This window comes from Paenibacillus sp. JNU01, assembly GCF_059130585.1.
Genome location: NZ_CP169723.1, coordinates 2,037,259 through 2,061,835, shown reverse-complemented (window position 1 = coordinate 2,061,835; position 24,577 = coordinate 2,037,259). Strand labels below are relative to the sequence as shown.

Sequence of the window (24,577 nt, the reverse complement as noted above, 5' to 3'; positions counted from 1 at the left end):
GCAGACCTTAGACGGTAGTGACGAGTGGCTTCGAAATCAAATCGTTAAATGCAAGGTCAGTCAAGCAAGAAAGCCGTTGGTGAGGCATATCGAATTCCAGTGTTCCGGTGATGGTATTCGAGATGACTACGCAGTGCATACCAGCCGCAGCAGCTGCACGCGCGCCGTTAGGTGAATCCTCAATCGCTACGGCTTCGTCTGCAGTTACTCCAAGGGCTTCAAGCGCTTGATTGTAGAGTTCCGGGTCAGGCTTTACATTCGCTACATCATCTGCCGTACGAATGACTTCAAAATAATCTTTCAGTTTCAGTTGTTCCAGATGCTGTTCAACCCACTCCCGTTTGGAGCTGGAGGCTACAGCGAGTTTCAATCCGGCTTCACGTGCTTGTTCAAGATATTCCTGAATACCAGGACGTACCTTCTCCTTGTTCATCAATGCAGCGTGCTGCAACTGAACGGACTCCCTGAACGCTTCCCGATCGATCGGAAGATTCAAATCTGTGATGAGGTACTCATACGGATTAAATGTTTTCAGACTGGTCCCGATGCATTGTGAGTACATCTCCAGGGTTAGATCTACGCCGTGTTCCTTGTAAGCATCACGAAAAGCAATATACCATGCTGTCTCTGTATCAATAATCGTTCCGTCGAAATCAAACACCAGTGCCTTAATCATAAATTTGTTCCTCCTGTTTCAGAATTAGTTTGGGATAAAATAAAATGAAAGTTTTCTGCAAATTCAGTTCCGTATATTCATTAACCTGCGGAATGTTATCTGACGCAGTTTATCGTTAATGGATATTAAATTGGGAAAAAATATGCGTTAAAAGCTAATAAAACCGTAACATAGGACAAACTTGGGGGTCAAGTGTGTTATGAATGTTTACATTGAAAATTTTCACATGGATGACGTATTTTCAGAAAGTGATGAACCTTGCAAACCGTTAAGCCCTTTACATGTAAGCGGTGTACTGAATAAACTGTTTTTTCAGCATAATAAAATAAAAGAATTTTTATGAAAATGGGCTTTTCTGATCCTTCAACAGCTTTCGACACTTTTATAATAGAAGAAATCGTGTTCCTGTAATCAGGAATATTAGCTTTACGCCGGATTAAACCCTGTGGGAAAATAGAAGAAAGATTCTGAAAGTATATGGAGTAAGGGAGGAAGACAAGCATGCTGCTAAGGGACCGTTTCAATGGCTGCTTCATCGGGCTTGCAGTGGGTGATGCGCTCGGAACTACCGTGGAATTCAGCAGTCCGGGCACATTTGAACCTGTAACGGATATCGTGGGAGGCGGCGTATTCGGGCTAAAAGCAGGACAGTGGACAGATGATACCTCCATGGCTCTATGTTTGGCAGAAAGTTTGGTGCGCAAGGCAGACTTCGATCCTGCGGATCAAATGCGCAGATATACGAATTGGTACAGGGTCGGATATATGAGCAGTACAGGCGACTGCTTCGATATCGGCGGGGCCACGCGAAGTGCTCTGGAGAGGTTTGAGATCACTGGAGAAGCCTTCAGCGGATCAGCTGACCCGATGACGGCGGGCAACGGCTCTATTATGAGGCTTGCTCCTGTCGCGTTGGCTTACGCCAATCAACCAAACGAGGCAGTCCGCTATGCCGGGTTGAGTTCTCGCACAACGCATGCCGCAGCGGAAAGCGTAGAGGCATGTGAGGTATTGGCTGCCATACTTGTTGCTGGACTGCACGGAGCGGACAAAGACGTCATGCTAATGCCGGAGACATGCCGACAGTGGAGGGAAGAGAATGTATTTTCGCCCGCAATTGAAGAGGTTGTCATGGGTTCCTATCAGAGTAAAGAGCCGCCCGACATTAAGGGTAGTGGTTATGTGGTTCGTTCACTTGAAGCAGCATTATGGGCGTTCCATAAGTCGGCAAGTTTTGAAGAAGGCGCATTGTTAGCTGTTAATCTGGGTGATGATGCGGACACTACGGGCGCGGTGTACGGACAGATCGCTGGTGCTTATTATGGATTGAGTGGTATTCCGGCACACTGGCGGGACAAGCTGGCTATGCGTGAAACGTTCGAACAACTAACAGAAGCCTTGTGGTTGAAAGCGACAGAAACTCGTTGATAAAGAGATAGGAGAAGAGAACATCTATGAGCACGACTGGACACAAAACAGAATTAGAGGCTTCGCAGTCTGGTAAACGAGGGGCATTTCCATTGTCCCTGTTATGTCTGACGATTGGAGCTTTTGCGATTGGTATGACTGAATTCATCATTATGGGCCTGCTGCCCAATGTGGCAACAGACTTGAATGTAAGCATTCCACAGGCAGGACAACTCATCACAGGATATGCGCTTGGTGTAGCGGTAGGTGCGCCGATCTTAACCGTGTTCACCCATAAGATTCCACAGAAGAAACTGCTGGTGTTGCTCATGTGCATTTTCATTATCGGGAACGCATTGTCTGTCATTGCCCCGACATACGGGTTGTTAATTTCAGCGCGGATATTAACGGCATTTGCCCATGGTACGTTCCTTGGTGTAGGTTCGATCATGGCAACGCGGCTTGTTGCACCCGAGAGAAGGGCAGGAGCGGTATCGGTTGTTCTCGCGGGGCTAACGATTGCCAATATCATTGGCGTTCCGTTTGGTACGTTTATCGGGCAACAGCTTGGATGGCGGTCATCTTTTGGAGCAATTACGATCTTGGGCATCATTTCGTTGATTGGCATCATTCGTTTCATTCCCGTTCTCCCGCAAGGCGCACCAGCAAACCTCGGGCAGCAATTTCGCAATCTGGTCCGTCCCCAAGTATTATTGGTTCTGCTCGTGGGAGCAATGGGCTGTGGAAGTCTGTTTGCCGTGTTTACTTACATCACGCCGATGCTTGTAAACATTAGTGGTTTTGCCGAGCAAAGTGTGACCTGGATTCTGGTGCTGTTCGGATTCGGTGTTACGTTGGGCAACATGGTTGGCGGCCGTCTCGCGGATTGGAAGCTAATGCCTTCATTGATCGTCAATTTTGGAATACTGGCGGTGCTTCTGGCTGCACTTACGCTTACGCTGGAGAATCCTTATCTTGCTGTAATCACGATATTCTTGTGGGGGGTTGCCGCTTTTGGCATTATGCCGGGATTACAGATTCGCATCATGAATATGACCCGCGAAGCGCCACTGCTGGCGACAACATCAAGTCACTCTGCATTTAACCTGGGGAATGCAGGTGGTGCCTATCTGGGCGGGTATGCAATTACTCATACGGGTCTTATATCGGTACCTTTGTACGCAGCAGTTATTGCCGGATTGGGTTTGCTAGGACTGCTCTTCAGTCTCTTCATGGATCGTAAACATCATGGGCCAGAGGTTGCTCAGGTCGCAGAAGCTGTGTCGGCAAGCTGAACATAAAATCCGTTCACCTCAATTCTTCCATTGAACATGGAGAATTGAGGTGTTTTTTATGTCATGATGAATCCGGAGTTGGGAGTGAATAGACGGTCTGGTGGCGTACAGAAGTATACTTTTTTAAGTAGAAGGTATAGATATTTAAGTTTTTTGATGATGTACAAGACATATAAGGTGATATAATGAAAATGTAATTGGAATTGTTTGTAAATTATGGATAGTGAATGTTGGCATCTGTATTAGGAAAGGTGAAGAACAGCAAGACGTATTCGTGCGTAGGAAGGAGGGACTTCACTCTAAAATGTAAGGGCTTTCAATTAGGGGTTGTATATCTGAAAGACCTGTTATGAGGTTCGTACACGATTTAAAATCATATTCCAAAGGAGATTGATACTGATGAAAAAAGGTCTGTCCAAGATTCTGAGTCTCTCCATCACAGCAGCACTCCTTGTACCTACAATGGCGTCTGCAGCCGATATGCAGGAAACCGCAGCCCCTAGCCCCATTCAGGCGGTGGTAGATCAGGGAACGACCGGGACCCTGGATAATTCCGGGCAAAATGCGCTGGCTAACACTCCGGTTGTGCCTGCACCGCCGGGTTATGATGCCTATCGCAACAATATTCCGCACGGCAATACCAATCTGATCTCCTATTATTCCACAACGGTAGGAAATACACGGAAAGCGACGGTGTATACACCGCCAGGATATTCTCCGAATAAAAAGTATAACGTTCTGTATCTCTTGCACGGCATCGGCGGGGATGAGTATGAGTGGGTTAACGCTATGAAACCGAAGAATATTCTGGACAACCTGTATTCCGAAGGCAAACTGTCAGATATGATCGTTGTTATGCCGAATGGCCGTGCCATGAAGGACGACCGTCCAGTGGGTGACATCTTTGCTCCGGACAAAGTGGCTGCGTTTGAACGGTTTGAACAAGACCTGCTCAAGGATCTGATTCCTCACATCGAGGCTAATTATCCGGTGTACAAAGACAAGAATAGTCGTGCGCTGGCCGGTCTGTCCATGGGTGGTGGGCAGTCACTTAACTTCGGATTGAAAAATCTGAATACCTTCGCTTGGGTAGGAGCCTTCTCGGCTGCACCGAATACGCAATCTGTATCGCAGCTGGTGTCCAACCCGGGACAAGTCGCTAGCCAACTGAAATTGTTGTGGATCTCCTGCGGATCGAGTGATGGTCTGTTATGGGTCAGCCAGAATTTCAAAAACGGCTTGAGCAGCATGAATATCCCGCATACGTTTTATCTGGATGTGGGTGGACACGAACCATCTGTCTGGAACAGCGGCCTGTATCAGTTCTCACAACGAATCTTCAAATAATTAACCGGTACTCATAGGCATTTAGAGTTTAAAGGATATTTACAGGGATTCATATTGAATGAGCAGCAGCCTCAGTTCTGTTTCATACAGAGCTGGGGTTGTTATGTTTTAATGATGAATTAAGTCATCTGAATGGAGTATATAGGGTATTATTAATTTTGGAAATGGGGTTAATGAGAGTGTACGTATTGGTTTAATTTATTATTACATAGGTATAGGTACTGTGATGAAGGAGAGGGATATGATGTTTTATTACAAAGGTGCGTTCCGTGAAACGGACAATGTGATCTATTTTAAAAGCGATGTTTCATTAGCCCAGAATGATGTTGTCCTATTTGGTGAAAAGAAGTATTTTATCGAAAGTGTGGAAAAAGAATTTCTTCTGCTTCAGCGGGTGGGCTCCATTGTTTCTGTGAGCCTGTGAAATCTTCGTAAGGTCTTATAATCATTTATTTAGTGTCAGGTGGCCAGGAGGTGTCACCTTTTTTTAGTTTTCTTGAAAATACACATTTAGATTGAAAGGGGAATCTATCCACTTGACATTAGTACTGATGAAATAAAAAAAGCCTAGTTAGGGCTTAGTTCATTAAAAACATCGCAAGCATTGTACCTATTATTAATAGAAGCATAAGAGCCAGTGGAATTGAGCTTATAGTAATTGCCGCAATAGCCAACCCTCTTCCCGATGTTGAACGTCGAGCACTCATGCCAAGAAAAAAACTAGTTGCGTTAATTAATAAAACCAATGCCATTGTGATCATTATTCCGTTTCCATTTGTATTGTAGCTTTTATTTCCTTCCATTGCCATATGGAATAAACCGAGGGAGGCTAATCCAATAAAACTAAATATAAAGGATACTACTGCTCTGCCAAGTCTGTCTACTTTCTTAATTTCCTTTTTCGCCTTCTGTTGTGATACAGTTCCCATAACATCCTCCTGAGTCTTATGTACTAATTCGTAGTCAAAAAGTAGCATTTTATTATGTTAGCATGTTTACAACTTTAATGGAATAAATTTCTTTTATCGTAACTTCATGAAGTTAATGCTTTATTAAGAAAGGAGAATGGCGATATTAAAAGGTTGCATATGCTACACACTCCATTTACATAAAATAATATTTTTTAAAGCTTTATAGCCCGTACCTATTTCCCCGTACATGCACTTCTGGGCCTCTGCCTACATACAATAAATCGACCCTGTTCCCACATGTGCTCAGGCCAGATCGTTGTAAAACTGCAGGAGGTGTCATCTGTGCCCGGATTGTTTACCGCAATTGCTCTATTCATTAAAGAGTTAACGTTACTCGTCTCGTATGTCAAAAATAATGCGTTCCCCCAGCCACTGGCTGAGGATGATGAAGCCAAACATTTACGCCTTATGGCTGAAGGCAATGCTCACTCTCGCAATCTGCTCATTGAACACAATCTGCGCCTCGTCGCGCATATCGTCAAGAAGTTTGACAACACGGGTGAAGATCAGGAAGACCTGATTTCCATCGGAACCATCGGTTTGATCAAAGCCATCGAAAGTTTTCAACAAGGCAAGGGTACGAAGCTTGCCACATTTGCGGCGAGATGTATTGAAAACGAGATACTTATGCATCTTCGTTCCCTGAAGAAAACACGCAAAGACGTATCCTTGCACGACCCCATTGGTACAGATAAAGAAGGCAATGAAATTACATTGATCGATATCCTTGGCACAGAAGCTGATGATGTCGTAGATCGGGTACAGCTCAAGATTGAAAAAAGCAAAATTTATCGCAATCTAGATATCCTGGATGATCGGGAGAAGGAAGTTGTCATCGGTCGATTTGGTCTGGAAGCAGGCGGGGAAGAACGAACGCAACGCGAAATTGCAAAGGAACTTGGCATCTCACGTTCTTATGTATCACGGATTGAGAAACGGGCGTTAATGAAGCTGTATCATGAGTTTTATAAGCAAAAATAGTTGCTGGTTAGATAGCGCTATTCGTTAAAACGATGGTGCTTTCCGAACCCATTAATTGTAGCTGGATGCATGAAGATCGAAAATTTGATACACTGCGCTCTCTGAAATTGGTACGGACAAAGAGGGAAATGAAATTACATTGATCGATATCCTCAGAACAGATTGGATAAGCAAAGAAATTACTAAACAGACAAGAGGGCGCCTTTATCGGGGCCCTTTTTACTCTGAAGATGCTTAAAATTGGGTCTAAATCGTATTGATTATTTGGGATTATAACCTAAATAAAGGAATTTATATCTACATTGAAGAATATCTTGTACATAGACCGTTTTAATATATAAGGAGTACAACATAATGAAGCAGCTTTTTCTGAAAATTCCACTTTGGTTTTGGTTCGTCTGGATCGTAGGATTTATGATGATCCTGTTCAACTCATTTCATTCTTATTCGAGTGTTATTAACTTGCTTGCGTTATGGATGATTAGTGTTGCTAATGCAATTCGAATTTGGAAAAATGAACGAACATTAGCGATTGCCTTTTTGTTCGTTTCCGTTCTATGTTTGGTTTATATTTTAATATATTTCCTTAGGTATGTATGGTAAACATGTACATAATCAGGTACTGTCTCAAAAGGAATTCCGCCTCGCCCAACCGCTAACGAACCAACCGCACCTTAATTGGCAGATCATCAAAGGTTTCGATATTTAACGAACCTCAGTAACGCTATTTCGTCACAAAAGGGCTTCCATACCTTAAAAATCCAGTGAATCCACGAAATAGCGTCTTTGTGATTCGTTAGTTCTCAGATCTGGGCCAATGGGAGCGAATAACGTGTGTCAGGTTCATTAAAACAAAATAACACAGCAAAGAGCATACTCCCTATCATATCCATGACGTGTGGGACATGCTTTTTGCTGTGCAAAAAAAATATATAAAGAGGGATATGTATTCTGGGCAGATTATTATATGATGATTAATATTATTTTTCATCGTAGAGAGCATGTGCAGAAAGAGAGTGGTGGTTGATCATGCAGCAAGAAACGTTAACAAGGGGATTAAAGAACCGACATGTGCAATTGATGGCGATCGGAGGTGCGATCGGGACAGGTCTGTTTCTGGGAGCAGGCAAAACGATCCAACTGACAGGACCATCCATCTTGCTTGCCTACATTATTACTGGTGTTGTGTTGTTCCTGATCATGCGTGCATTGGGGGAGCTGCTCTTAAGCAACTTGCAGTATCATTCCTTTGTTGATTTTGTGCGTGATTACCTGGGAAATATGGCGGCATTTATTACAGGCTGGACCTATTGGTTCTGCTGGATCTCCATTGCCATGGCTGATATTACGGCCGTTGGATTGTATACGCAGTTTTGGTTTCCGAATGTACCGCAGTGGATGCCAGGGTTAATTGCGCTGGTTATTTTGCTAATCATGAACTTGGCAACGGTCAAGTTGTTTGGTGAGATGGAATTCTGGTTTGCCCTGATTAAAGTCGTGGCTATTTTGGCACTTATTGTGGTTGGTTTATATATGATTTTCAAAGGTTTTACAACGGATCAGGGTCCTGCAAGCTTCACCAATCTGTGGAGTCATGGGGGATGGTTCCCGAATGGAATGCATGGCTTCATCATATCGTTCCAGATGGTAGTTTTCGCCTTTGTAGGCATGGAACTGGTGGGACTCACTGCTGGAGAGACGGAGAACCCGGAGAAGGTTATTCCGAGAGCAATTAATCAGATCCCGATCCGGGTACTGCTCTTCTATGTTGGCGCACTGCTGATTATTATGAGTATCTACCCGTGGAACGCCATTGTGCCGACTGAAAGTCCGTTTGTACAGGTGTTTGCCGCTGTGGGAATTGCGGCTGCCGCAGGCATTGTGAATTTCGTGGTACTGACTTCCGCAGCTTCGGCTTGTAACAGTGCCATTTTCAGTACAAGCCGTATGGTGTTCTCGATGGCAAAGGATCGAAACGCCCCCGAGTCATTTGCACGTCTGAATAACAGGAAGGTTCCTGCCAATGCGCTGTTTTTCTCCACGATTGTTATTTTGATTGCAATTGTTTTGAACTATATCATGCCAGAAGGCGTATTTACGCTGATCACAAGTGTGTCGACGGTGTGCTTCATCTTTGTCTGGGGTATCATGGTGATCTGTCATCTACGATATCGTCGTACTCAGCCGGAACTGGCGAGTCGCAGCCGCTTCAAACTGCCATTTTATCCGTTCTCGAACTACTTGATTTTGGCTTTTCTCGCGTTTGTGCTGGTGGTATTGGCATTGGCTGAAGACACGCGAGTGGCGTTATTTGTCACGCCGGTGTGGTTTATCCTGGTTGCAGGGATTTACCTTTTTAAAAAGAGAAACTTGAGCAGTGACAGATAGTAGGTCTTACCATTGTCGCCAAATAAAGCCGCCCAATGATATTGGGCGGTTATTCGTATTTAAATTCTTGCAGCCTCGTTGCTTTCACGAATGCCTGCGTAGATGGCATCACAGATATCGGTAGTATACTTTCCCGACATCCCTTCAAGTGCCGTATTGGTGAATGCGACAACACTAAGTTCTTCTTTTGGATCGACAAACCAGGAGTGACCGTAGGTTCCGCCCATCCGCCACGTTCCCGGGGATTCCGGTGTACCAGCTGCAACAGGGTCTTTAAGTATTGTAAATCCAAGGCCGAACCCTCTTCCTGGCCAATACGGCATGTCGAGTTCACCGATTTGATTCGTGGACATCTTAGAGGCAACAGTTTCGGTAAGAATGGGCTGTCCCCCTTGCCGCAATGTCTCAAGTAAAGTGAGAAAATCTCCGGTGCTTCCAACCATTCCCGCTCCGCCTGATGCATAAGCCGAAGGTTGATTTGCACGATTGGGGGCAAGCCGGAAACCGGCAGTACCTTCAATAAAAGGGACCTGCTCCAATTGATTATGGAGAAGACGCGGTTCTTCAGAACCATCAGCGTATGCAGCGGTCAACCGATTCGAATCCAATGCCACAAAATCGGTGTCCTTCATATGAAGTGGACGAGTAACCAGTAATTGAACAGCTTCTCTTAATGACATTCCGGTTACCTTTTCAATAACAGCTCCGAGTACATCTGTCGCGATGGAATATCTCCACATGTGTCCTGGCTCATATATAAGAGGAACAGAAGCAAGCCTTTGGAGATTCTCCTCCAGACTTAATTCAGATAAATCCATTCCATCCGAGATACCTGCACGTTCATAGGTTCCTTGCTCTTCTTGGAAAAACCGATAGGTCAAGCCAGCGGTGTGTGTCATCAATTGCTGAATGGTTATTTGGGTGTCCTGACCATTGGCAAGCTTGGGCCGGAATGCAGGTAGCCAGCGAGTCACCGGATCATGTAGACTCAGTTGTCCTTGTGAGACCAATGCCAGAGCTGCTGTGGACACAATGGGTTTGCTTACGGAAGCCAGTCGAAACAGAGCGTTTTCTGCCATGGTGCGCTTTTGCTCCCTGTCTGCGAAACCGGCAGCCCGGCTGTATATCAGTTCTCCTCCTAATGCAATCTGTACAACCGTTCCCACGATGCTTTTTTCGCTTATAGCGAGATCAATTGCCTCATCCACATAAGTATGCAATGTGGTTATGTGTTCTTTTATCATTCTAATCTTCCTCTCCTCCACGGATGTGATTGATTCATTATTGTGACTGTGCTTATTATATAAATGATTAATGTTGTATTACATGGATTACTAAAGGTATTATAGTGATTTATCAGATATACTTAAGGTTATTCCAGCCTATATCTTATGTATTTAAAGGGGGGTATTACATGGACGAAATAGATCAGCATATTCTGTTTCACTTGGAGAATCAGGCGAGATTATCCATGACCGAATTAGGAAAATTAGTCGGATTATCTCAACCAGCTGTGACTGAACGCGTCAAACGAATGGAAGAAAAGGGGGTTATCGAGGAATATCGTACAGTGATCTCCCCATCCAAATTGGGCAAGCAGAGCACGGCATATGTTCTCTTTCGTACACGGGATTGTTATCCCTTCCTGGATTTCTGCCGTGCGTCACCTGAAGTCGTGGAATGTTATCGGATTAGCGGGGAGTATAACTACTTGCTGAAAATCCTTACAGACACGATCCAGGGACTTGAAGAGTTCCAGAACAAGTGTGACCCATACGGGACTTACATGACCTTGATTACGATGTCTTCTCCGATTGCACATAAAAATCTGATGCAAGGACCGAATTTGCTGGCACAGACAGAATAAGACCGCAGTCTATATAATCTATAAAATGAAATACAGAAGAGGAGTTCACATCAAGTGAACTCCTCTTTGGTTCTTTGTGTAACTCATGGTGTAACTCATGGTATAACTCATGGTATCTCATGCAAAATGCCTTCCTGTTATTTAGCTTTGGGGAAGCCATATTTATAAGCCCTCATAGCTACGAGCAATGCAGGAATGAGCAAGATAAACAACGACCCGGCAAGGTATCCTGCTCCCAGTACTTCAAGAAGGATGCCCCCGATGATGCCTCCTCCGCCAATAGCCAGATTCCATGCTGTAACCAGCATTGATTGGGCGACATCTGTACTTTTACCTCCGGCTTGAGCAATGGCAGTTTGCAGTAGCGTGGCAGCCCCGCCAAACGTAATTCCCCAGATCATGATGCCAAGGATAATCATCACAGGTTGATCAGTACCGATTCCCATCACGACAGATCCCAGAGCGAATGCTGCCAGACTGATAATCACTAGTTTTCTCAAAAATCGGTCAATGAGCATTCCGGTTAACCAGATTCCCACAATGGAAGTGATACCGAAAATGAGTAAAATCAAGTCTACTCTGTTTGCAAATACGGTCTGGGTAAGGTAGGGAGAAATATAGGTGTAAAGGATATTATGGGCAAGCATCCAGGCCAGAACAACAAACAGAATGGGTCTGACTCCCGGAATTACAAATACTTTATGCAGGGGGAGACGTTCCCCGGCCGGTTCTCCTGCAAAATCTGGCATTTTCCAGAGAACCCATGCGATCAAAGCTGCGGTCAGAAGCGATACAATCCCGAAGATGAGGCGCCAGCCGATATAAGAACTGAGAAAACTGCCGATGGGGACACCCAGGGCTAACGCCACCGGAGTGCCGACCATAGCCACGGCCATGGCCTTGCCTTTTAACGAATCAGAGACCATCCGACGAGCATAACCTGCTGTCATTCCCCATAACACACCCGCAGAGACCCCGGCCATAAAACGAGCAGCAAGTGTCAGGATATAATCTGAGGATAAGGCGGTAACGGTGTTAAAGACAAGAAAGCCGCCGATGCATACCAGCAGAAGAGGTCGGCGTCTCCATCCACGTGTGGCAGTAGTCAAGGGAATGGCAGCAATAAGTGATCCAATGGCATAAAGAGTCACCAACTGTCCAGTGAGGGATTCGGTGACCCCCAAGTCTTTTGCAATTTGCGGCAACAGTCCCGCAGGCAGACTTTCAGTGAGGATGCAAATGAATCCAGCCATGGCTAAAGCAAGTAGCCCCGCCCACGGAAGGCGTTCTGAAGATATGGAAGGCAGCTCCCTTTGCTTGGGGAGGGTTGTGTGAATGGCCATGAATTAAAACCTCTTTTCTTATCATTTAATCCTATTCAGAACTATGCATATAAGCTTATCTAAAAAAAACAAACTTTTGCATACAGGATTAAAGGTAAGAAGGAGTTCTTAACATGGTATTTACTTTATTTTGTGAGTTTTTCCGTTAATTCAAAAGGATGCTGTCTGTTCAACCATCCAAGAATGAGTTCGACAGGTTCCAAGTACCGTTGGCCTACCAGCAAACCCGTATGGGTCGTATCCCACAGTCCGGCATATGCAGCGCCCAGCTGCTTGGCAGTTAATTGGCCTCTCTGATCTTCGTCTTCACAGGAAACAGCCTTGATTACCAAGCTGGGGCAATGGATCAGGTCGCCATTAATGGATATTCCATCGGCTCCACACAGGGCTGAAAAGGTAGCAAATGCCTTCGCAGACTCCGTTTGCAGATACTTACGCTGAAAAGCAATGTCTTCTGCCGTCTCATCTATACTGCTCAGTTCATCACGGACAGGTGCAGGCATGATGATGTCCGATACGGTCGCTCGATCTGTTTCAGGATAAGGTACGGCGTCATGGACCTCTTTGCTTATACTGGCATCAATGACAACCAGGCCTGCGAGAGTAGCGGTTTCTGCAATCTTTTGACTGAGAATCCCGCCCATGCTGAAGCCAATAAGAATGGGAGGTTCGTTGATCCCGGCTAACACTTCCCGAATATCCTCCAAATAATCGTCAAACGTAATCTTAGTCATGTCCATGACCCGACTCATGTAATGACTTCTCAAGTTCATGACATAACAGGTCCAACCGTGCTGGACAAAATGGGGGATATATTTGCTCCACATCCAGCTGCCTGTGTAGGCACCGTGAAGGAACAGCAGAGGGGGCTTCTTGGTCACTGTTTCGGTATCATGAGCTAGGGCTCCTTCGAAAATCTCCAAGTGCAAATCATGTTCTCCGATCTTCTTGACCTCATGTTTCGGTAATAATTTTGCGTAATCTGTCATGCTAAAAACCTCCTCCAAGATATTGGTTTGATATCAAACTATTTCTCCAAAAAAAATTAGAAGTTGTCATGAATCTTCATTAAAATTCGCAGCAGTTCTTTTTTCTCCGCTTCCGTAACGCCCGCATAAAACACGTCCAGCATGCGCTGCGATATCTCTTCAAAGGCCGGCTTTAATTCTTCGCCTTTCGCAGTCAAAGCCACATGAACAACGCGTGAATCGGTTGCATCACGCTCCTTGACGACGTATCCTGTCCGCACCAATTTGTCCACAAGTGCAGTTACCGTGGATTTATCCTTGCCAATTTTTTTGGCGATTTCAGCCATGGTCATCCTGTGATTGTTGTACAGGGCATAGATAATATCCCCATGGGACGTGGCGAGATCCTGGATTCCTTGCTCAGCCATCTCGGCCAGGATGAAGCGGTTGACCTTCTCTTTAATTTTGGATATGAGTGAAATAGCGTCTCTTGTTTTCATATGTGTAATATAGTTTGTTATCAAACTAATGTCAAGCTTTGATCATGTTGTATTACTTGCGGAGTATATCAAAAGAGCAGTGAGAACTTCTTCTCCTGCTCCTTTGCTCCAGCGATTACTTGATTGGATTAGCTTTCATTTCCTGTCCCATTTTCTCAATACCATCCAGAATCTGATATCCATAACCCCAGAACTGGCTGAAATCTGTGACATAGATCTGTTTATTCTTGATTGCGTTCATACTTTGCAGGGCAGGGTTGGCATACAGATTTTCAATTAGCTTGTCGATATCCGGTGAACCGGCGTACGCGGACAAGAGCAGGTAGTCCGGGTTCGCTGTGATCAACTGTTCAACACTAACCTCACCTTGCACACCATCAAACGTGTTTTTCAGCTTCAACAGGCTCAGCGCATCAAGCTGATACGTATCGTTCTGCATGCTGCTTACCGTAATGGTGTCTTCCGTAGCAGGTACGATGTAGGCAAAAGAATGTTCAGGCTGATCGGCTACACTTGCCTTAATAGCTTCAACACGAGTCTTCAGACTTTCGGTGAATGTTGCGGCATTTTCTTGAACGTCGAAGATCTGCCCAAGTTGTGCGATATCGCTATAGAGGCTTTCGAGTGTGCCTTTGTGATTCGTCGATTGCAGGAATGTGCGGATATTCATGTCATTCAATCCATCGACGGTACCCACACCCCAGTCTGCATCAGCGAACAGGTCACCCCGTCCGAGTACCAGATCCGAGCTTGCACCTACAACCAGCTCTTTACCTACGTAATCCTTGGACAATACCGGAATTTTGGCGAAATCATCAGCCACATCCGGTGTAACGGAACCGTATAGAGCAGCAACGCCGACCATTTTATCGGTCAGACCTAACTTGATGAGCATCTCTGCCGCAGATTGGGTATTCGCAACCACACGTTCCGGTGCTTTATCGAATACTTGCACTTTTGGTTTCCATTCACCACCCTCACCCGAGATCGTGAAATTCTCAATGGTGAGCGGGTAGGTCGTTTTATTTGTATTCTGAGCAGAAGTTGAAGTTTCTGTCGTGTTCGTGGTTGAAGTTGTTTCTTTGGCAGTGGAGGAAGTTGAAACATTCGAACAGGCTGCAAGCAGCAGCAACAGGAGACTTAGAGCAGCGATGCCAATCGTTCTGGATGTAAATTTCATGAAATGATGAACCCCTTTTCGATGTGTTTTAAATTGACAAAGATAATCATTCTCAATTATAATCCGAGAAAATGCTTTGTAAATAGCTAAATTTATGATGTTCTACAATTTACATGAATTGATGGGGGAAGAGATGGCACAGACGGTTCAGGTTCAGACGCAGCGTATGGGGAAAAGAGAGTCTCTGATTCAGAGTAAATCCGGGTTTGCTTTACTGATTGCAGTTTTAATCATGATTACAGTTATTTCTGTAGGTATTGCAGTTTCCATTGGACAGGTACACATTCCACTGGCGGAGTCATATCGTATTCTTTTGTACAAATTAACGGGATTTCAGTGGGGGACAACACCCATTGAGGCAGGTTCCTTTACCGATATCATCTGGCAGATTCGTTTCCCACGTGTGCTGATGGCGATGTTTATTGGTGCAGGCTTGGCCTTGTGCGGTGCTGTTATGCAGGCTGCTGTGCAGAATCCGTTGGCAGATCCATACATACTGGGTATATCCTCAGGCGCTTCACTTGGGGCGACCTTTGCCATTCTCATTGGCTTTGGTGCGATTGGCTGGCTTGGTCAGACCGGAGTTGCTTTCTGGGCCTTTGCCGGAGCGATGGGTGCATCCTTACTGGTCCTGACTTTGGCAGGGATTCGGGGGAAAATGACATCGGTCAAGCTAGTGCTTGCCGGAATGGTAATTAACGCGCTGTGCAGCGCATTTTCGAACTTTATTATTTATTTTGCCAACAATGCTGAAGGCATCAAAACGGTGACATTCTGGACAATGGGCAGTCTGGCATCTTCCGGATGGAACAAGCTTCCACTCGTGGGTATCGTCGTGCTGGTGGCGATTCTATTCTTTCTTTTACAGTCCAGAGTTCTCAATACGATGTTATTGGGAGATGAAGCAGCCGTCACACTGGGCATTAATCTGAGTGTGTACCGCAGGGTGTATATGCTGTTAACCGCTTTGGTGACAGGTGTCATGGTGGCGAGCTGTGGCATGATTGGTTTCGTGGGACTCATTATTCCGCATATCGTCAGAGGTCTGGTGGGTTCCGACCATCGTAAAGTAATGCCTGTGTCCGTGCTGTTTGGAGCCATTTTCCTCATCTGGACGGATGTTATTGCACGATCCCTCATATCCAGCGTGGAGCTGCCAATCGGTATTATTACGGCCATGATTGGTGCACCCATGTTTATGTATATGCTGGTCAAAAAAGGCTACGGTTTTGGAGGAAATTAACATGAAGCTGAGCGTAGAAAATGTATCCATCTCTGTGCTGAACACGGACATCATCAAGGACATTTCATTACAGGTGAACGGCAACCAGTTCGTCGGACTGATCGGACCGAATGGTTGTGGCAAGTCAACGCTGCTCAAGAGCATCTACAAAGTGATTAAACCGCAGCAAGGCAAGGTTTTTCTCGACCATACCGATATTCTCAAATCCAGCCCAAAGGTTGTATCTAGACATATGGGTGTTGTCGGCCAGTTTAATGAATTGAGCTTTGATTTTACGGTGCGCGAGATGGTCATGATGGGGCGTACCCCGCACAAAAAAATGCTGGAGACGGATAATGAACGTGACCACGAAATTGTGGAGCAGGCTTTGGAAAAAGTACATCTGACTGGACATGCAGACCGCAATTATGTGTCATTGTCTGGTGGAGAGAAGCAGCGTGTCGTATTAGCACGTGTCCTGGCACAACAGCCTGAATTCCTGATCCTGGACGAGCCGACGAACCATCTGGACATCAAATACCAACTTCAGATTCTAAATATTGTCCGTGGACTCGGCATTGGCATATTGGCTGCGCTACATGATCTCGAACTCGCTGCAGAATATTGCGATTATCTCTATGTGGTGAAGAAGGGCCAGATTGTCGTCCATGGCAAACCGGCTGATATTCTGACTCGCGAGATGATTGGTGAGGTATTCGATGTAGACTGTGAAATCTATGAAAATCCGGTGACGGGTGGCCTGGGTATTGCTTACCTGAGTACACGGTGATTCGGACGGCAAATTGGGCACCAAATCCTTGGTTTTTATGTGAGCCTTGGAAGTACCAATCCAAAGTGAAAATAGACCGTACCTGTTGGAGCGATGTTGTTAATTGCTCGCGGGTAGGTCTTTTTTTGGTCAGGTCTAGGTGCGTCTATTGAAGCTTAGGATCAACGGGGTGAGTATGAGCACCATTGCTGACTTCTTGGAAAATATCTGTGGAGTTATTACTATGAGTTGAAGAGTTGCTGCTGTTGTTTTGTTGTTGTTTGGGTTCTGCCGTTGCTGAACTACTACCTGTCATTGCATAACTTCGCAGCATCTCCTCCAGATCTCCAATCGTCACAGGACGAGCATGTCGTTTTAGGACATAACCGAGTTGACCATTAGGTTCCACTGTTGCTGACTCCAGGTCATCTACACTCGTAATTCCGTTCTGCCGCATATGCATCTCGAGCTGGTCCATCGTATAACGCATACGTTTCAGATTCGGGATAATGACTTTCCCGTCCTCGACCACCATTTTAGAACTGCCACTCATTAACCGTTCAAAAATATTAAATTTCAATTGAAGTTGTTCCACCACAAGTAATGTCACAATGAATATTGATGCTGATCCAATCGCTTTGCCAAGCTCATGATTGGCGATGGGCTGTACAATCGTTGTTCCGATGGAGATCATGATGACCGTTGTGGCAACACTCATCTGCGAGATCGACTTGCGTCCTGCAATTCGCAGCAGAATCATGCCGATAAGTACAAGTAAAACAGATTTCCATATCCAGTCCATAAGTATATTCCTTTCTATTCCAGTATGCTCTTTGCTTCTTAGGCTGTTCTGGAGTTGGAGGAATTATGCAGGTGACTGAAACCATAACTATCATTCATCCCACCGGATCGTTTACAATAGGATATTGATGAAGTAAACAAAGGAGCGGGTCACAGTGGCAAAACAGAAATACTATGTTGTCTGGGAAGGCAAGAAGCCAGGCGTGTACAGTACATGGGCAGAATGCAAAGCGCAGACGGATCAGTATACCGGAGCTAAATATAAATCGTATGAATCCAAAGCGGCTGCAGAAGAAGCGTATCGTGCCGGGTGGAAAGGGAACTGGGGTTCAAGTGCCGGCGGAGCATCGAAGAAGAAGTCAACGGGTAGTGGAAAAAGCGCAGGCATGGAAACGTCGGAGGAAGTGGATTACGACAGTATCTCTGTTGATGTGGGTACACGTGGTAACCCCGGACCTGTAGAATACAAAGGGGTAGACACCCGCACCGGTGAGACTATTTTCTCTGTTGGACCGATCTCCAAAGGCACGAACAATCTGGGCGAATTCCTGGCCATTGTACATGCCCTAGCATATCTGAAAAAAGAAGGAAGTAACAAAACGGTATATACCGACTCGGTCAATGCCATGAAATGGCTGAAGCAGAAAAAAGTAGCCACGACGTTACCAAGAGACAACTCCACGGAAGAGATCTGGCTGATGATTGACCGTGCGGAACAGTGGCTCCAGACGAATACGTACAGCAATAAAGTGCTCAAATGGCAGACCAAACAGTGGGGCGAAATCAAGGCTGACTACGGCCGGAAGTAAGTATTCATACAAAGGATGCTTCCTTTATTTCTGGTCTATTAGAATCGTTATTTACAATTTCCAGTTTCCGCTCTATAATCATCTGAATATGATTAGTTAAACATATGGAGGAGCCTGTCATCTGCAGGCCCTCTTTATCTTTTTGGTCCATTGGTTAGCAAGTCCATTTGTTAGAATCAGTTATTTTGAGTATATATTGCAGGAGGCAGACATGAGTTCCATTTATAGAAGTGAAGAAGGCAAGAGCAGCATACTTGAAGAGTATGAGATTTATTTGAACGAGTTGGGTGAGGCGTTTACTCGGGAGTATGTGGAGACACGTTTTGGAAAGACACATGTTCTACTGACGGGCCCTCTGGATGGCAAGCCGTTATTTATTCTCCAGGGCGGTAATTGTGTGAACCCGATGACCTTGTCATGGTTCTCTTCTTTATTTAAAGAATACCGGATTATTGCTCCGGATACGATTGGTCACCCAGGTTATAGCGAGGAAGCGAGCATCTCGACACGATTTGATAGTTTGGCATTATGGGTGTCGGATCTGCTTGACCACTATGAGATTGAAAAGAGTGCGTTTATCGGCCCATCATTTGGAGGAGGCATCATTCTCAGATTGGCTACCTATATTCCCGAACGTATCTCGTGTGCCGTATTGGTTGCTCCTGCGGGTCTTGCGGTCAACTCCAAAATTAAAACAGCTCAGGATATCACGCTGCCGCTCGTCAAGTATCGTATGACGTCTTCACCATCTTCCTTGCAAAAAATTACGGACACCATGTCGTGCAACTGCATGAAAGAAATGGATAAAAACATTATCGGCAAACTTTTCAAATATGTCAGCATAGATCAGGATCTGCCGAAGCTCACGGAGCGGGAAGAGCTCGTTAACTATACGTCTCCAACCCTGTTATTGGTGGGGGAGAAGGATGTCTTTTTCCCTGCGGATAAGTGTATTGAACGTGCTCAAAAGATTATTACGAATGTGCAAGCCATTAAGTATGATACCGGACATTTTCCTTCCCAGGACGTATTGGTTCAGATGAACAAGGAAATCGGGCAATTTTTACAGAAGAATTATTAAAAAGTTGATAAAAATGGACTCAGGAATGTTTTTATCCAGTTTAATTAAGTAATTCCCCTTATCTGTCGATAGAGTATATAAGTGTGCTTTTCTTCAATAGAAGAATAAGAATCTCGATTAGGAACAAATTGTAGTAAGTTTGATATAAAAAAAATAATTAACTATTTCGCGTGAAGGTGTTTCAAATTGCATCATTTGGTTTATATAATTGGTTGGCGATGAATTGCTTACTGGTTGAACCAAATGATGCACTTACGCGGAAAGTCTTCCGATCGACAAGGTTGAAAAGAGGTCTGTTATGAGAAAAGACAATTGCAAAATGGCATTGCAGCGCAATGTGATTATAAATGATACATATCAGGTAAGACAGGTATTGGCCAGCAGTGAGTTGGCTATTGTATATGCAGGGCGGGATCGTAACACGGGTGCCAAAGTAGCCATTAAGGAATTCTTCCCGCAGAGAATGGCTGAACGTCAGGCAGACAAGCGCAAGGTGTTCTGCTCTTCACGAGGATACGGTGGGCAATATCAGGAGTTACTGGCTGCATTTATGCTCGAAGGTGAATTGTTATCGAAACTGGATCATCCTCATATTGTGTCGTATTTGGATCATTTTGAAGCGAATGATACAGGATATCTGGTTATGGAATACTGCACGGGAATCACATTGACCGAATATTTAAATGAACACAATCATGCGCTTGATGCTGCCTTCATAACGGAGACATTGCTTCCACTGGTGGATACATTGGATTACATACATAAGCAAGGCATTCTTCACCGGGATGTGAAACCTTCCAACATTATGGTCATGGAGGATGGTACACCCAAGCTTCTGGACTTCGGCTCGGCTACCCGTTGGCCTATGCAATCCGGAGAGAAACAGGTGATATTTACATCGGCAGGTTATTCTCCGCTGGAATTCTATTCGGAGAAATCCAGTCAGGGGCCAATGTCGGACATCTATAGCCTGGCGGCTCTGCTCCATTATTGGACTTGCGGGCAACCCCCTATGGATGTGAAACAGCGGTTGTTCCAGGATGAATTGCCATCTGTTCGCTCACATAATGAGTATGTGAATCCGTGGCTCGCTCGTGTTATTCATTGGGGTCTGACGGTTCGTTCCGAGAAACGCTGTGCTTCCCTGGCCTGGGTCAGAAGCTCGCTGCGAGTTCAAGCCTGGGTGTGGAAAGTGCGCAAGCCAGGTACAGTGGAATGGTCTTTAGCCGAGAATGAACATACGCAGGTCTATGAAGTGGAGTCGAAAAAGCAACATGAAACGGCTTGAGTTATAACATAACATCTTTTTATAAATGGGAATGTTTAATGAGCATAGTTCTACATCTAATTAAACCAAGTCGACTTGTAAATGAGGAGATTTGGTTTTTTATGATGAATTTGAAAGGAACACCCTACCTCCGATACAATGTTCTCATAGAGTCTGAGAGAATGGATCAAATACAGTACAGAAATGGAGAAAACCAATATGACTGAATTTATTAACGCTGATGATATTAATGACGTAATTCTGGGTGCGGCGGCAAACGAACTGGAGCAGATGGTGGACAAAATGTGTGAGCTCATTGGCACCCCTTTGGAACAAACGAGTGAACTGGAGCGTCAGGTCATGGCTGCTTTTGGTTTTGGCGCGGTATATGGCATCACTCATCGGGATCAGCTGGCAGAGCCACAGGCCCATGCCTTGAGCATTCGGATGTTGATCAAACCGTTTAATTATAGTGAGCAGCAGGCTGTTGATTTTGCGGATGATCTGATCCGGGTGGCTTCCGATCGTGAGGTTCATCCTGTGATGAATACCATTATCCAACGTGGCATTGATGGACACCGCCAGTTCAATCAGGAAGACGATGAAGGACTACAACGTAATATACAGGAGATTTTAACAGCGGTTCAATCGTAAAATAAACGGTTTTATTAGATGTGGGAGATGATCACAATGGATCTGATGAAATTAAGCAAGGAACTCTCATACGCGCTGCGACATGCACCATGGGAATATGAGTTGGAGCTGGACGAAGAGGGTTGGGTGGAAATCTCGCAATTGCTGGTGGCTTTACATGAAAGTCCGCAGTGGAAGGAAGTCACACAAGCCGATCTGGAGCAGATGATTCAAGCCTCGGAGAAAAAGAGACATGAAATCCATTCTGGCCGCATCCGGGCATTGTATGGACATTCGACGCCACATAAGATATCCAAGATCGCTGCTGAGCCACCGGAAACCCTTTATCATGGAACACCCGCACGTGCTGTGAATTCGATTATGGAACATGGCTTACAGCCGCGGCAAAGGCAATATGTACATCTGTCCGCAGATATCGATACGGCCAATCAAGTGGGTCGAAGACGGGATGATCAGCCTGTCATTTTGAGAATCGACGCTGCACAAGCGTCCATAGATGGAATCCTCTTTTATCATGGAAACGAAAATATCTGGCTGGCCGATCATGTTCCCGCGCGTTATATTCTTAAGCCATGATGCATGAAGAATGAGTGATGAACTGGTGTGAAACTCATAAACACCCACATCGAATTACAGCAGTCGCAGTGAATAGGTTGAGTGTGCAGTCAACCGTTCGTTCAAAGAGTATATCAGGGTATTGATCGTTAGCTACATCAAAAAGGGACGCATCCAACATTCGTTGGTGCGTCCCTTTCTCATATCCAAAACTTACTTGCCTACAATCGCTTTAATACCTTCGCTAAGAGGCTGAGCCGGACGGCCAAGCAATTTCTCTAATGTATCACTCTCTACCGCCAATGCACCTTCACGAATAGCACTTTGCATATCAACGAGCATGGATACGACAAAGTCTGGTAGACCTGCACCTTTCATGATGTCAGCGTAAGCGGCATCGTCCACGTTTTGCACGTTGATTTCCTGTCCAAGCACTTCACCAACAATGGCAGCCAGTTCAGCTTGCGTACGCAGTTTGCCGGACAATTCATACACGGTATTTTCATGTCCTTCGCTTGCGAGTACAGCTGCAGCAGCATGGGCATAGTCACTGCGCGTAGCCCAGCCGACTTGGCTGTCATTGGTGGCATGAACCCAAGGTGCGCCTTGCGTAGCGGCTTGCATACTGCCTGCTTCATTTTCCAGGTACCAGTTGTTGCGCAGGAAGGAATACGAAATGCCGGATTCACGAATCGCTTTTTCTGTAGCGCGGTGAACTTCCGCCAGGGAAAGGGTGTTTTGGTCTGCATTCACAACGCTTGTATAAGCGATGAAGCCCACGCCTGCTTTTTTGGCAGCGTCCACGGCAGTCTGATGTTGGCGAATACGCGTTTCATTGTCACCATCAGTAGAGATAAGCAACAGACGGTCTACACCGGCAAAAGCTTTCTCCAACGTCTCCGGTTGATCGAAATCACCCTGACGCACGTCAACGCCTTGAGCGCGGAGTGCTTCCGCTTTTTCCGGATTACGTACACTTACAGCCAAATCCTTGGCAGAATCTGTTTTTAACAATGCCTCTACAACCAGTGAACCCAATTGACCTGTTGCGCCAGTAACTAAAATTTTCATCTTCTATTCCTCCTAGGGTATGTGTTTTGCCTGCATATGGATGTAATCAAAAATGTTATAACAGGTGTGATTACAACGAAAGGGTTAAAAAAAGCTCGCAATGAGCTTTTTTTATTCAGAGACATGAATCCGATCCATCATCTGCTGTATGGTTACACGATTCAAGCGCTGTTCCATGGCTGTCTGAGCCTCAATGAGTTCCGCACGCAAGGTGTGTTCAATCATGTTGCCGACCGGACATTTCGGATTCGGATGTTTGTGAAAGTTAAACAATTCCCCATCCTCCACCACCTCAAGCGCTCGATATACATCGAGAAGGGTAATGTCCGCCGGATCTTTCAACAAGGAAGCACCGCCCACACCAGGTCTGACATCGATCAGACCGGCCTGTTTCAGCTTGGACATGATCCGCCGAATAATCACGGGATTGGTATTCACACTCTGTGCGATCACATCTCCGGTGCATTCATTGGGCATAACAGCGATCAAGGACAGGGTATGAACCGCAATGGAGAAGCGACTGCTGATTTGTCTCATGGAATGATCACCACCGTTGTAACTATAATAGTTACAAAAGGATCTGTTGTCAACTATAACTTTTACCCCTTCACTGCCCCAGAAGTCAGTCCCCCTACTATATACTTTTGCCCAATCAGGAACACAATTAATACAGGCAATGACGTGAGCACAATATCGGCGCTGACCAGATTCCACTGGGCACTGAATTGCCCGAAGAAGTTATATACAGCAAGCGTCATCGGCCACATCTCGACCGTATTCAGCATATAGAGTGGAGCAGTAAACTCATTCCAGACACTTAGGAAATTAAGAACAAATACCGTTACAAGCACGGACGTGAGCAGAGGCACAATGATTCTCAGGAACAGCTTGATTCCGTTACAGCCGTCCATGATCGCGGCTTCATCCAGCTCTTTCGGGATGTTGGATACAAACGCATACGTAATGAACAACGAGATCGGAATGCCCATGGCCGTATACAGCAGAATCATGCCGAGATGTGAATTGATCATGCCCATCGACTTCATGACTTCCATAAGCGGAATGTAGTTGAGAGGCAGTGTAATGCCGAGAATCAGGAAGAAGTACAGAAACTTGCTGAGCTTTGAATGATTACGGGATAACGTGAAGGCCGAGAACGCCACAACAAATACCAGCAGCAGGGAAGAGGCCCCGGAGTGAAGCAAACTGTTGAAAAAGGAACCTCCCAAGTGTCCCTGTTCATAGACGATTTTGTAATTTTCGAAGATAAACTTCTCGGGCAGCGTCAGTTTAAGCACCTTGGCCTCGGCGTCCGACTTGAATGAATTCAGTACAATGACGACAAAAGGAATCAAGACCACCAGGCTAAGCAGCCAGGCGAGTACATTTAATCCGATGGAAGCGAGTCTTTTTCTCAATCGCATG

Annotated in this window: 25 protein-coding genes; 14 read left to right on the top strand and 11 right to left on the bottom strand. The window is 45.4% G+C overall.

Annotation, left to right across the window (positions count from 1 at the left end):
- Positions 1 to 7: 7 nt before the first annotated feature.
- Positions 8 to 676, bottom strand: coding sequence for an HAD family hydrolase (locus NLBNIHML_RS08950; RefSeq protein WP_253439552.1), 669 nt, complete (start codon positions 674 to 676; stop codon positions 8 to 10).
- Between the two features lie 501 nt (positions 677 to 1,177).
- Here NLBNIHML_RS08950 and NLBNIHML_RS08945 point away from each other — a divergent pair.
- The 4 genes from NLBNIHML_RS08945 (at position 1,178) to NLBNIHML_RS08930 (ending at position 5,149) form a co-directional block, all read left to right on the top strand.
- On the top strand, positions 1,178 to 2,104 hold the full coding sequence (locus NLBNIHML_RS08945; protein WP_494354184.1) for an ADP-ribosylglycohydrolase family protein: 927 nt from the start codon (positions 1,178 to 1,180) through the stop codon (positions 2,102 to 2,104).
- A gap of 26 nt (positions 2,105 to 2,130) precedes the next feature.
- Positions 2,131 to 3,378: an MFS transporter gene (locus NLBNIHML_RS08940; protein WP_494354183.1), complete on the top strand. Its 1,248-nt coding sequence runs from the start codon at positions 2,131 to 2,133 to the stop codon at positions 3,376 to 3,378.
- Positions 3,379 to 3,777: 399 nt separating this feature from the next.
- The gene (locus NLBNIHML_RS08935; RefSeq protein ID WP_339236318.1) at positions 3,778 to 4,725 is read left to right on the top strand and encodes an alpha/beta hydrolase; all 948 of its coding nucleotides are present in this window, start codon (positions 3,778 to 3,780) and stop codon (positions 4,723 to 4,725) included.
- A 241-nt stretch (positions 4,726 to 4,966) separates the two neighbouring features.
- On the top strand, positions 4,967 to 5,149 hold the full coding sequence (locus NLBNIHML_RS08930) for a hypothetical protein (protein ID WP_249912092.1): 183 nt from the start codon (positions 4,967 to 4,969) through the stop codon (positions 5,147 to 5,149).
- Positions 5,150 to 5,303: 154 nt separating this feature from the next.
- On the opposite strand, the gene NLBNIHML_RS08925 is transcribed toward NLBNIHML_RS08930, so the two are convergent.
- Positions 5,304 to 5,654 carry a hypothetical protein gene (locus NLBNIHML_RS08925; protein ID WP_494354182.1) on the bottom strand — a complete coding sequence of 117 codons (351 nt, stop codon included), beginning with the start codon at positions 5,652 to 5,654 and terminating at the stop codon, positions 5,304 to 5,306.
- Positions 5,655 to 5,978: 324 nt separating this feature from the next.
- On the opposite strand from NLBNIHML_RS08925, the gene sigK reads away from it, so the two are divergent.
- Both sigK and NLBNIHML_RS08915 read left to right on the top strand, forming a co-directional pair.
- The gene (gene sigK / locus NLBNIHML_RS08920) at positions 5,979 to 6,677 is read left to right on the top strand and encodes an RNA polymerase sporulation sigma factor SigK (protein WP_090915017.1); all 699 of its coding nucleotides are present in this window, start codon (positions 5,979 to 5,981) and stop codon (positions 6,675 to 6,677) included.
- A 1,029-nt stretch (positions 6,678 to 7,706) separates the two neighbouring features.
- Entirely contained in the window at positions 7,707 to 9,065 is a 1,359-nt protein-coding gene (locus NLBNIHML_RS08915) for an amino acid permease (RefSeq protein WP_494354181.1), read from the top strand.
- Between the two features lie 59 nt (positions 9,066 to 9,124).
- On the opposite strand, the gene NLBNIHML_RS08910 is transcribed toward NLBNIHML_RS08915, so the two are convergent.
- The gene (locus tag NLBNIHML_RS08910) at positions 9,125 to 10,309 is read right to left on the bottom strand and encodes a serine hydrolase domain-containing protein (RefSeq protein WP_494354180.1); all 1,185 of its coding nucleotides are present in this window, start codon (positions 10,307 to 10,309) and stop codon (positions 9,125 to 9,127) included.
- Positions 10,310 to 10,479: 170 nt separating this feature from the next.
- On the opposite strand from NLBNIHML_RS08910, the gene NLBNIHML_RS08905 reads away from it, so the two are divergent.
- Entirely contained in the window at positions 10,480 to 10,932 is a 453-nt protein-coding gene (locus NLBNIHML_RS08905; RefSeq protein ID WP_339236197.1) for an Lrp/AsnC family transcriptional regulator, read from the top strand.
- 137 nt (positions 10,933 to 11,069) lie between these two features.
- On the opposite strand, the gene NLBNIHML_RS08900 is transcribed toward NLBNIHML_RS08905, so the two are convergent.
- From NLBNIHML_RS08900 to NLBNIHML_RS08885, 4 genes are all read right to left on the bottom strand, one after another.
- On the bottom strand, positions 11,070 to 12,275 hold the full coding sequence (locus NLBNIHML_RS08900) for an MFS transporter (RefSeq protein ID WP_494354179.1): 1,206 nt from the start codon (positions 12,273 to 12,275) through the stop codon (positions 11,070 to 11,072).
- Positions 12,276 to 12,400: 125 nt separating this feature from the next.
- A complete protein-coding gene (locus tag NLBNIHML_RS08895) occupies positions 12,401 to 13,264 on the bottom strand; it encodes an alpha/beta fold hydrolase (protein WP_494354178.1) in 864 nt (287 codons plus the stop codon).
- 56 nt (positions 13,265 to 13,320) lie between these two features.
- Complete coding sequence (locus NLBNIHML_RS08890) at positions 13,321 to 13,767, bottom strand: MarR family winged helix-turn-helix transcriptional regulator (protein WP_494354177.1); 447 nt, start codon at positions 13,765 to 13,767, stop codon at positions 13,321 to 13,323.
- A 91-nt stretch (positions 13,768 to 13,858) separates the two neighbouring features.
- A complete protein-coding gene (locus NLBNIHML_RS08885; RefSeq protein WP_494354176.1) occupies positions 13,859 to 14,923 on the bottom strand; it encodes an ABC transporter substrate-binding protein in 1,065 nt (354 codons plus the stop codon).
- Between the two features lie 166 nt (positions 14,924 to 15,089).
- Here NLBNIHML_RS08885 and NLBNIHML_RS08880 point away from each other — a divergent pair, with 166 nt between their 5' ends.
- Positions 15,090 to 16,166, top strand: a complete 1,077-nt coding sequence (locus tag NLBNIHML_RS08880) for a FecCD family ABC transporter permease (RefSeq protein WP_494354687.1) — start codon at positions 15,090 to 15,092, stop codon at positions 16,164 to 16,166.
- 1 nt (position 16,167) lies between these two features.
- The gene (locus NLBNIHML_RS08875; protein ID WP_494354175.1) at positions 16,168 to 16,935 is read left to right on the top strand and encodes an ABC transporter ATP-binding protein; all 768 of its coding nucleotides are present in this window, start codon (positions 16,168 to 16,170) and stop codon (positions 16,933 to 16,935) included.
- A gap of 145 nt (positions 16,936 to 17,080) precedes the next feature.
- On the opposite strand, the gene NLBNIHML_RS08870 is transcribed toward NLBNIHML_RS08875, so the two are convergent.
- The gene (locus NLBNIHML_RS08870) at positions 17,081 to 17,716 is read right to left on the bottom strand and encodes a DUF421 domain-containing protein (protein ID WP_494354174.1); all 636 of its coding nucleotides are present in this window, start codon (positions 17,714 to 17,716) and stop codon (positions 17,081 to 17,083) included.
- Between the two features lie 154 nt (positions 17,717 to 17,870).
- On the opposite strand from NLBNIHML_RS08870, the gene rnhA reads away from it, so the two are divergent.
- The 5 genes from rnhA to NLBNIHML_RS08845 all read left to right on the top strand — a co-directional run bounded on the left by rnhA (position 17,871) and on the right by NLBNIHML_RS08845 (position 22,102).
- Positions 17,871 to 18,524, top strand: a complete 654-nt coding sequence (gene rnhA, locus NLBNIHML_RS08865; RefSeq protein ID WP_494354173.1) for a ribonuclease H — start codon at positions 17,871 to 17,873, stop codon at positions 18,522 to 18,524.
- 211 nt (positions 18,525 to 18,735) lie between these two features.
- Positions 18,736 to 19,605 carry an alpha/beta fold hydrolase gene (locus NLBNIHML_RS08860; RefSeq protein WP_494354172.1) on the top strand — a complete coding sequence of 290 codons (870 nt, stop codon included), beginning with the start codon at positions 18,736 to 18,738 and terminating at the stop codon, positions 19,603 to 19,605.
- A 298-nt stretch (positions 19,606 to 19,903) separates the two neighbouring features.
- Positions 19,904 to 20,893 carry a serine/threonine protein kinase gene (locus tag NLBNIHML_RS08855; protein WP_339236173.1) on the top strand — a complete coding sequence of 330 codons (990 nt, stop codon included), beginning with the start codon at positions 19,904 to 19,906 and terminating at the stop codon, positions 20,891 to 20,893.
- A 198-nt stretch (positions 20,894 to 21,091) separates the two neighbouring features.
- The gene (gene imm48 / locus NLBNIHML_RS08850; protein WP_494354171.1) at positions 21,092 to 21,526 is read left to right on the top strand and encodes an Imm48 family immunity protein; all 435 of its coding nucleotides are present in this window, start codon (positions 21,092 to 21,094) and stop codon (positions 21,524 to 21,526) included.
- A 36-nt stretch (positions 21,527 to 21,562) separates the two neighbouring features.
- A complete protein-coding gene (locus NLBNIHML_RS08845; protein WP_339236169.1) occupies positions 21,563 to 22,102 on the top strand; it encodes an RNA 2'-phosphotransferase in 540 nt (179 codons plus the stop codon).
- Between the two features lie 192 nt (positions 22,103 to 22,294).
- Here NLBNIHML_RS08845 and NLBNIHML_RS08840 read toward each other — a convergent pair whose 3' ends face one another.
- The 3 genes from NLBNIHML_RS08840 to NLBNIHML_RS08830 all read right to left on the bottom strand — a co-directional run bounded on the left by NLBNIHML_RS08840 (position 22,295) and on the right by NLBNIHML_RS08830 (position 24,576).
- On the bottom strand, positions 22,295 to 23,152 hold the full coding sequence (locus NLBNIHML_RS08840) for an SDR family oxidoreductase (protein WP_494354170.1): 858 nt from the start codon (positions 23,150 to 23,152) through the stop codon (positions 22,295 to 22,297).
- Positions 23,153 to 23,263: 111 nt separating this feature from the next.
- A complete protein-coding gene (locus NLBNIHML_RS08835) occupies positions 23,264 to 23,689 on the bottom strand; it encodes an Rrf2 family transcriptional regulator (RefSeq protein ID WP_339236164.1) in 426 nt (141 codons plus the stop codon).
- Positions 23,690 to 23,751: 62 nt separating this feature from the next.
- Positions 23,752 to 24,576: a carbohydrate ABC transporter permease gene (locus tag NLBNIHML_RS08830; protein WP_339236162.1), complete on the bottom strand. Its 825-nt coding sequence runs from the start codon at positions 24,574 to 24,576 to the stop codon at positions 23,752 to 23,754.
- Position 24,577: the final 1 nt, after the last annotated feature.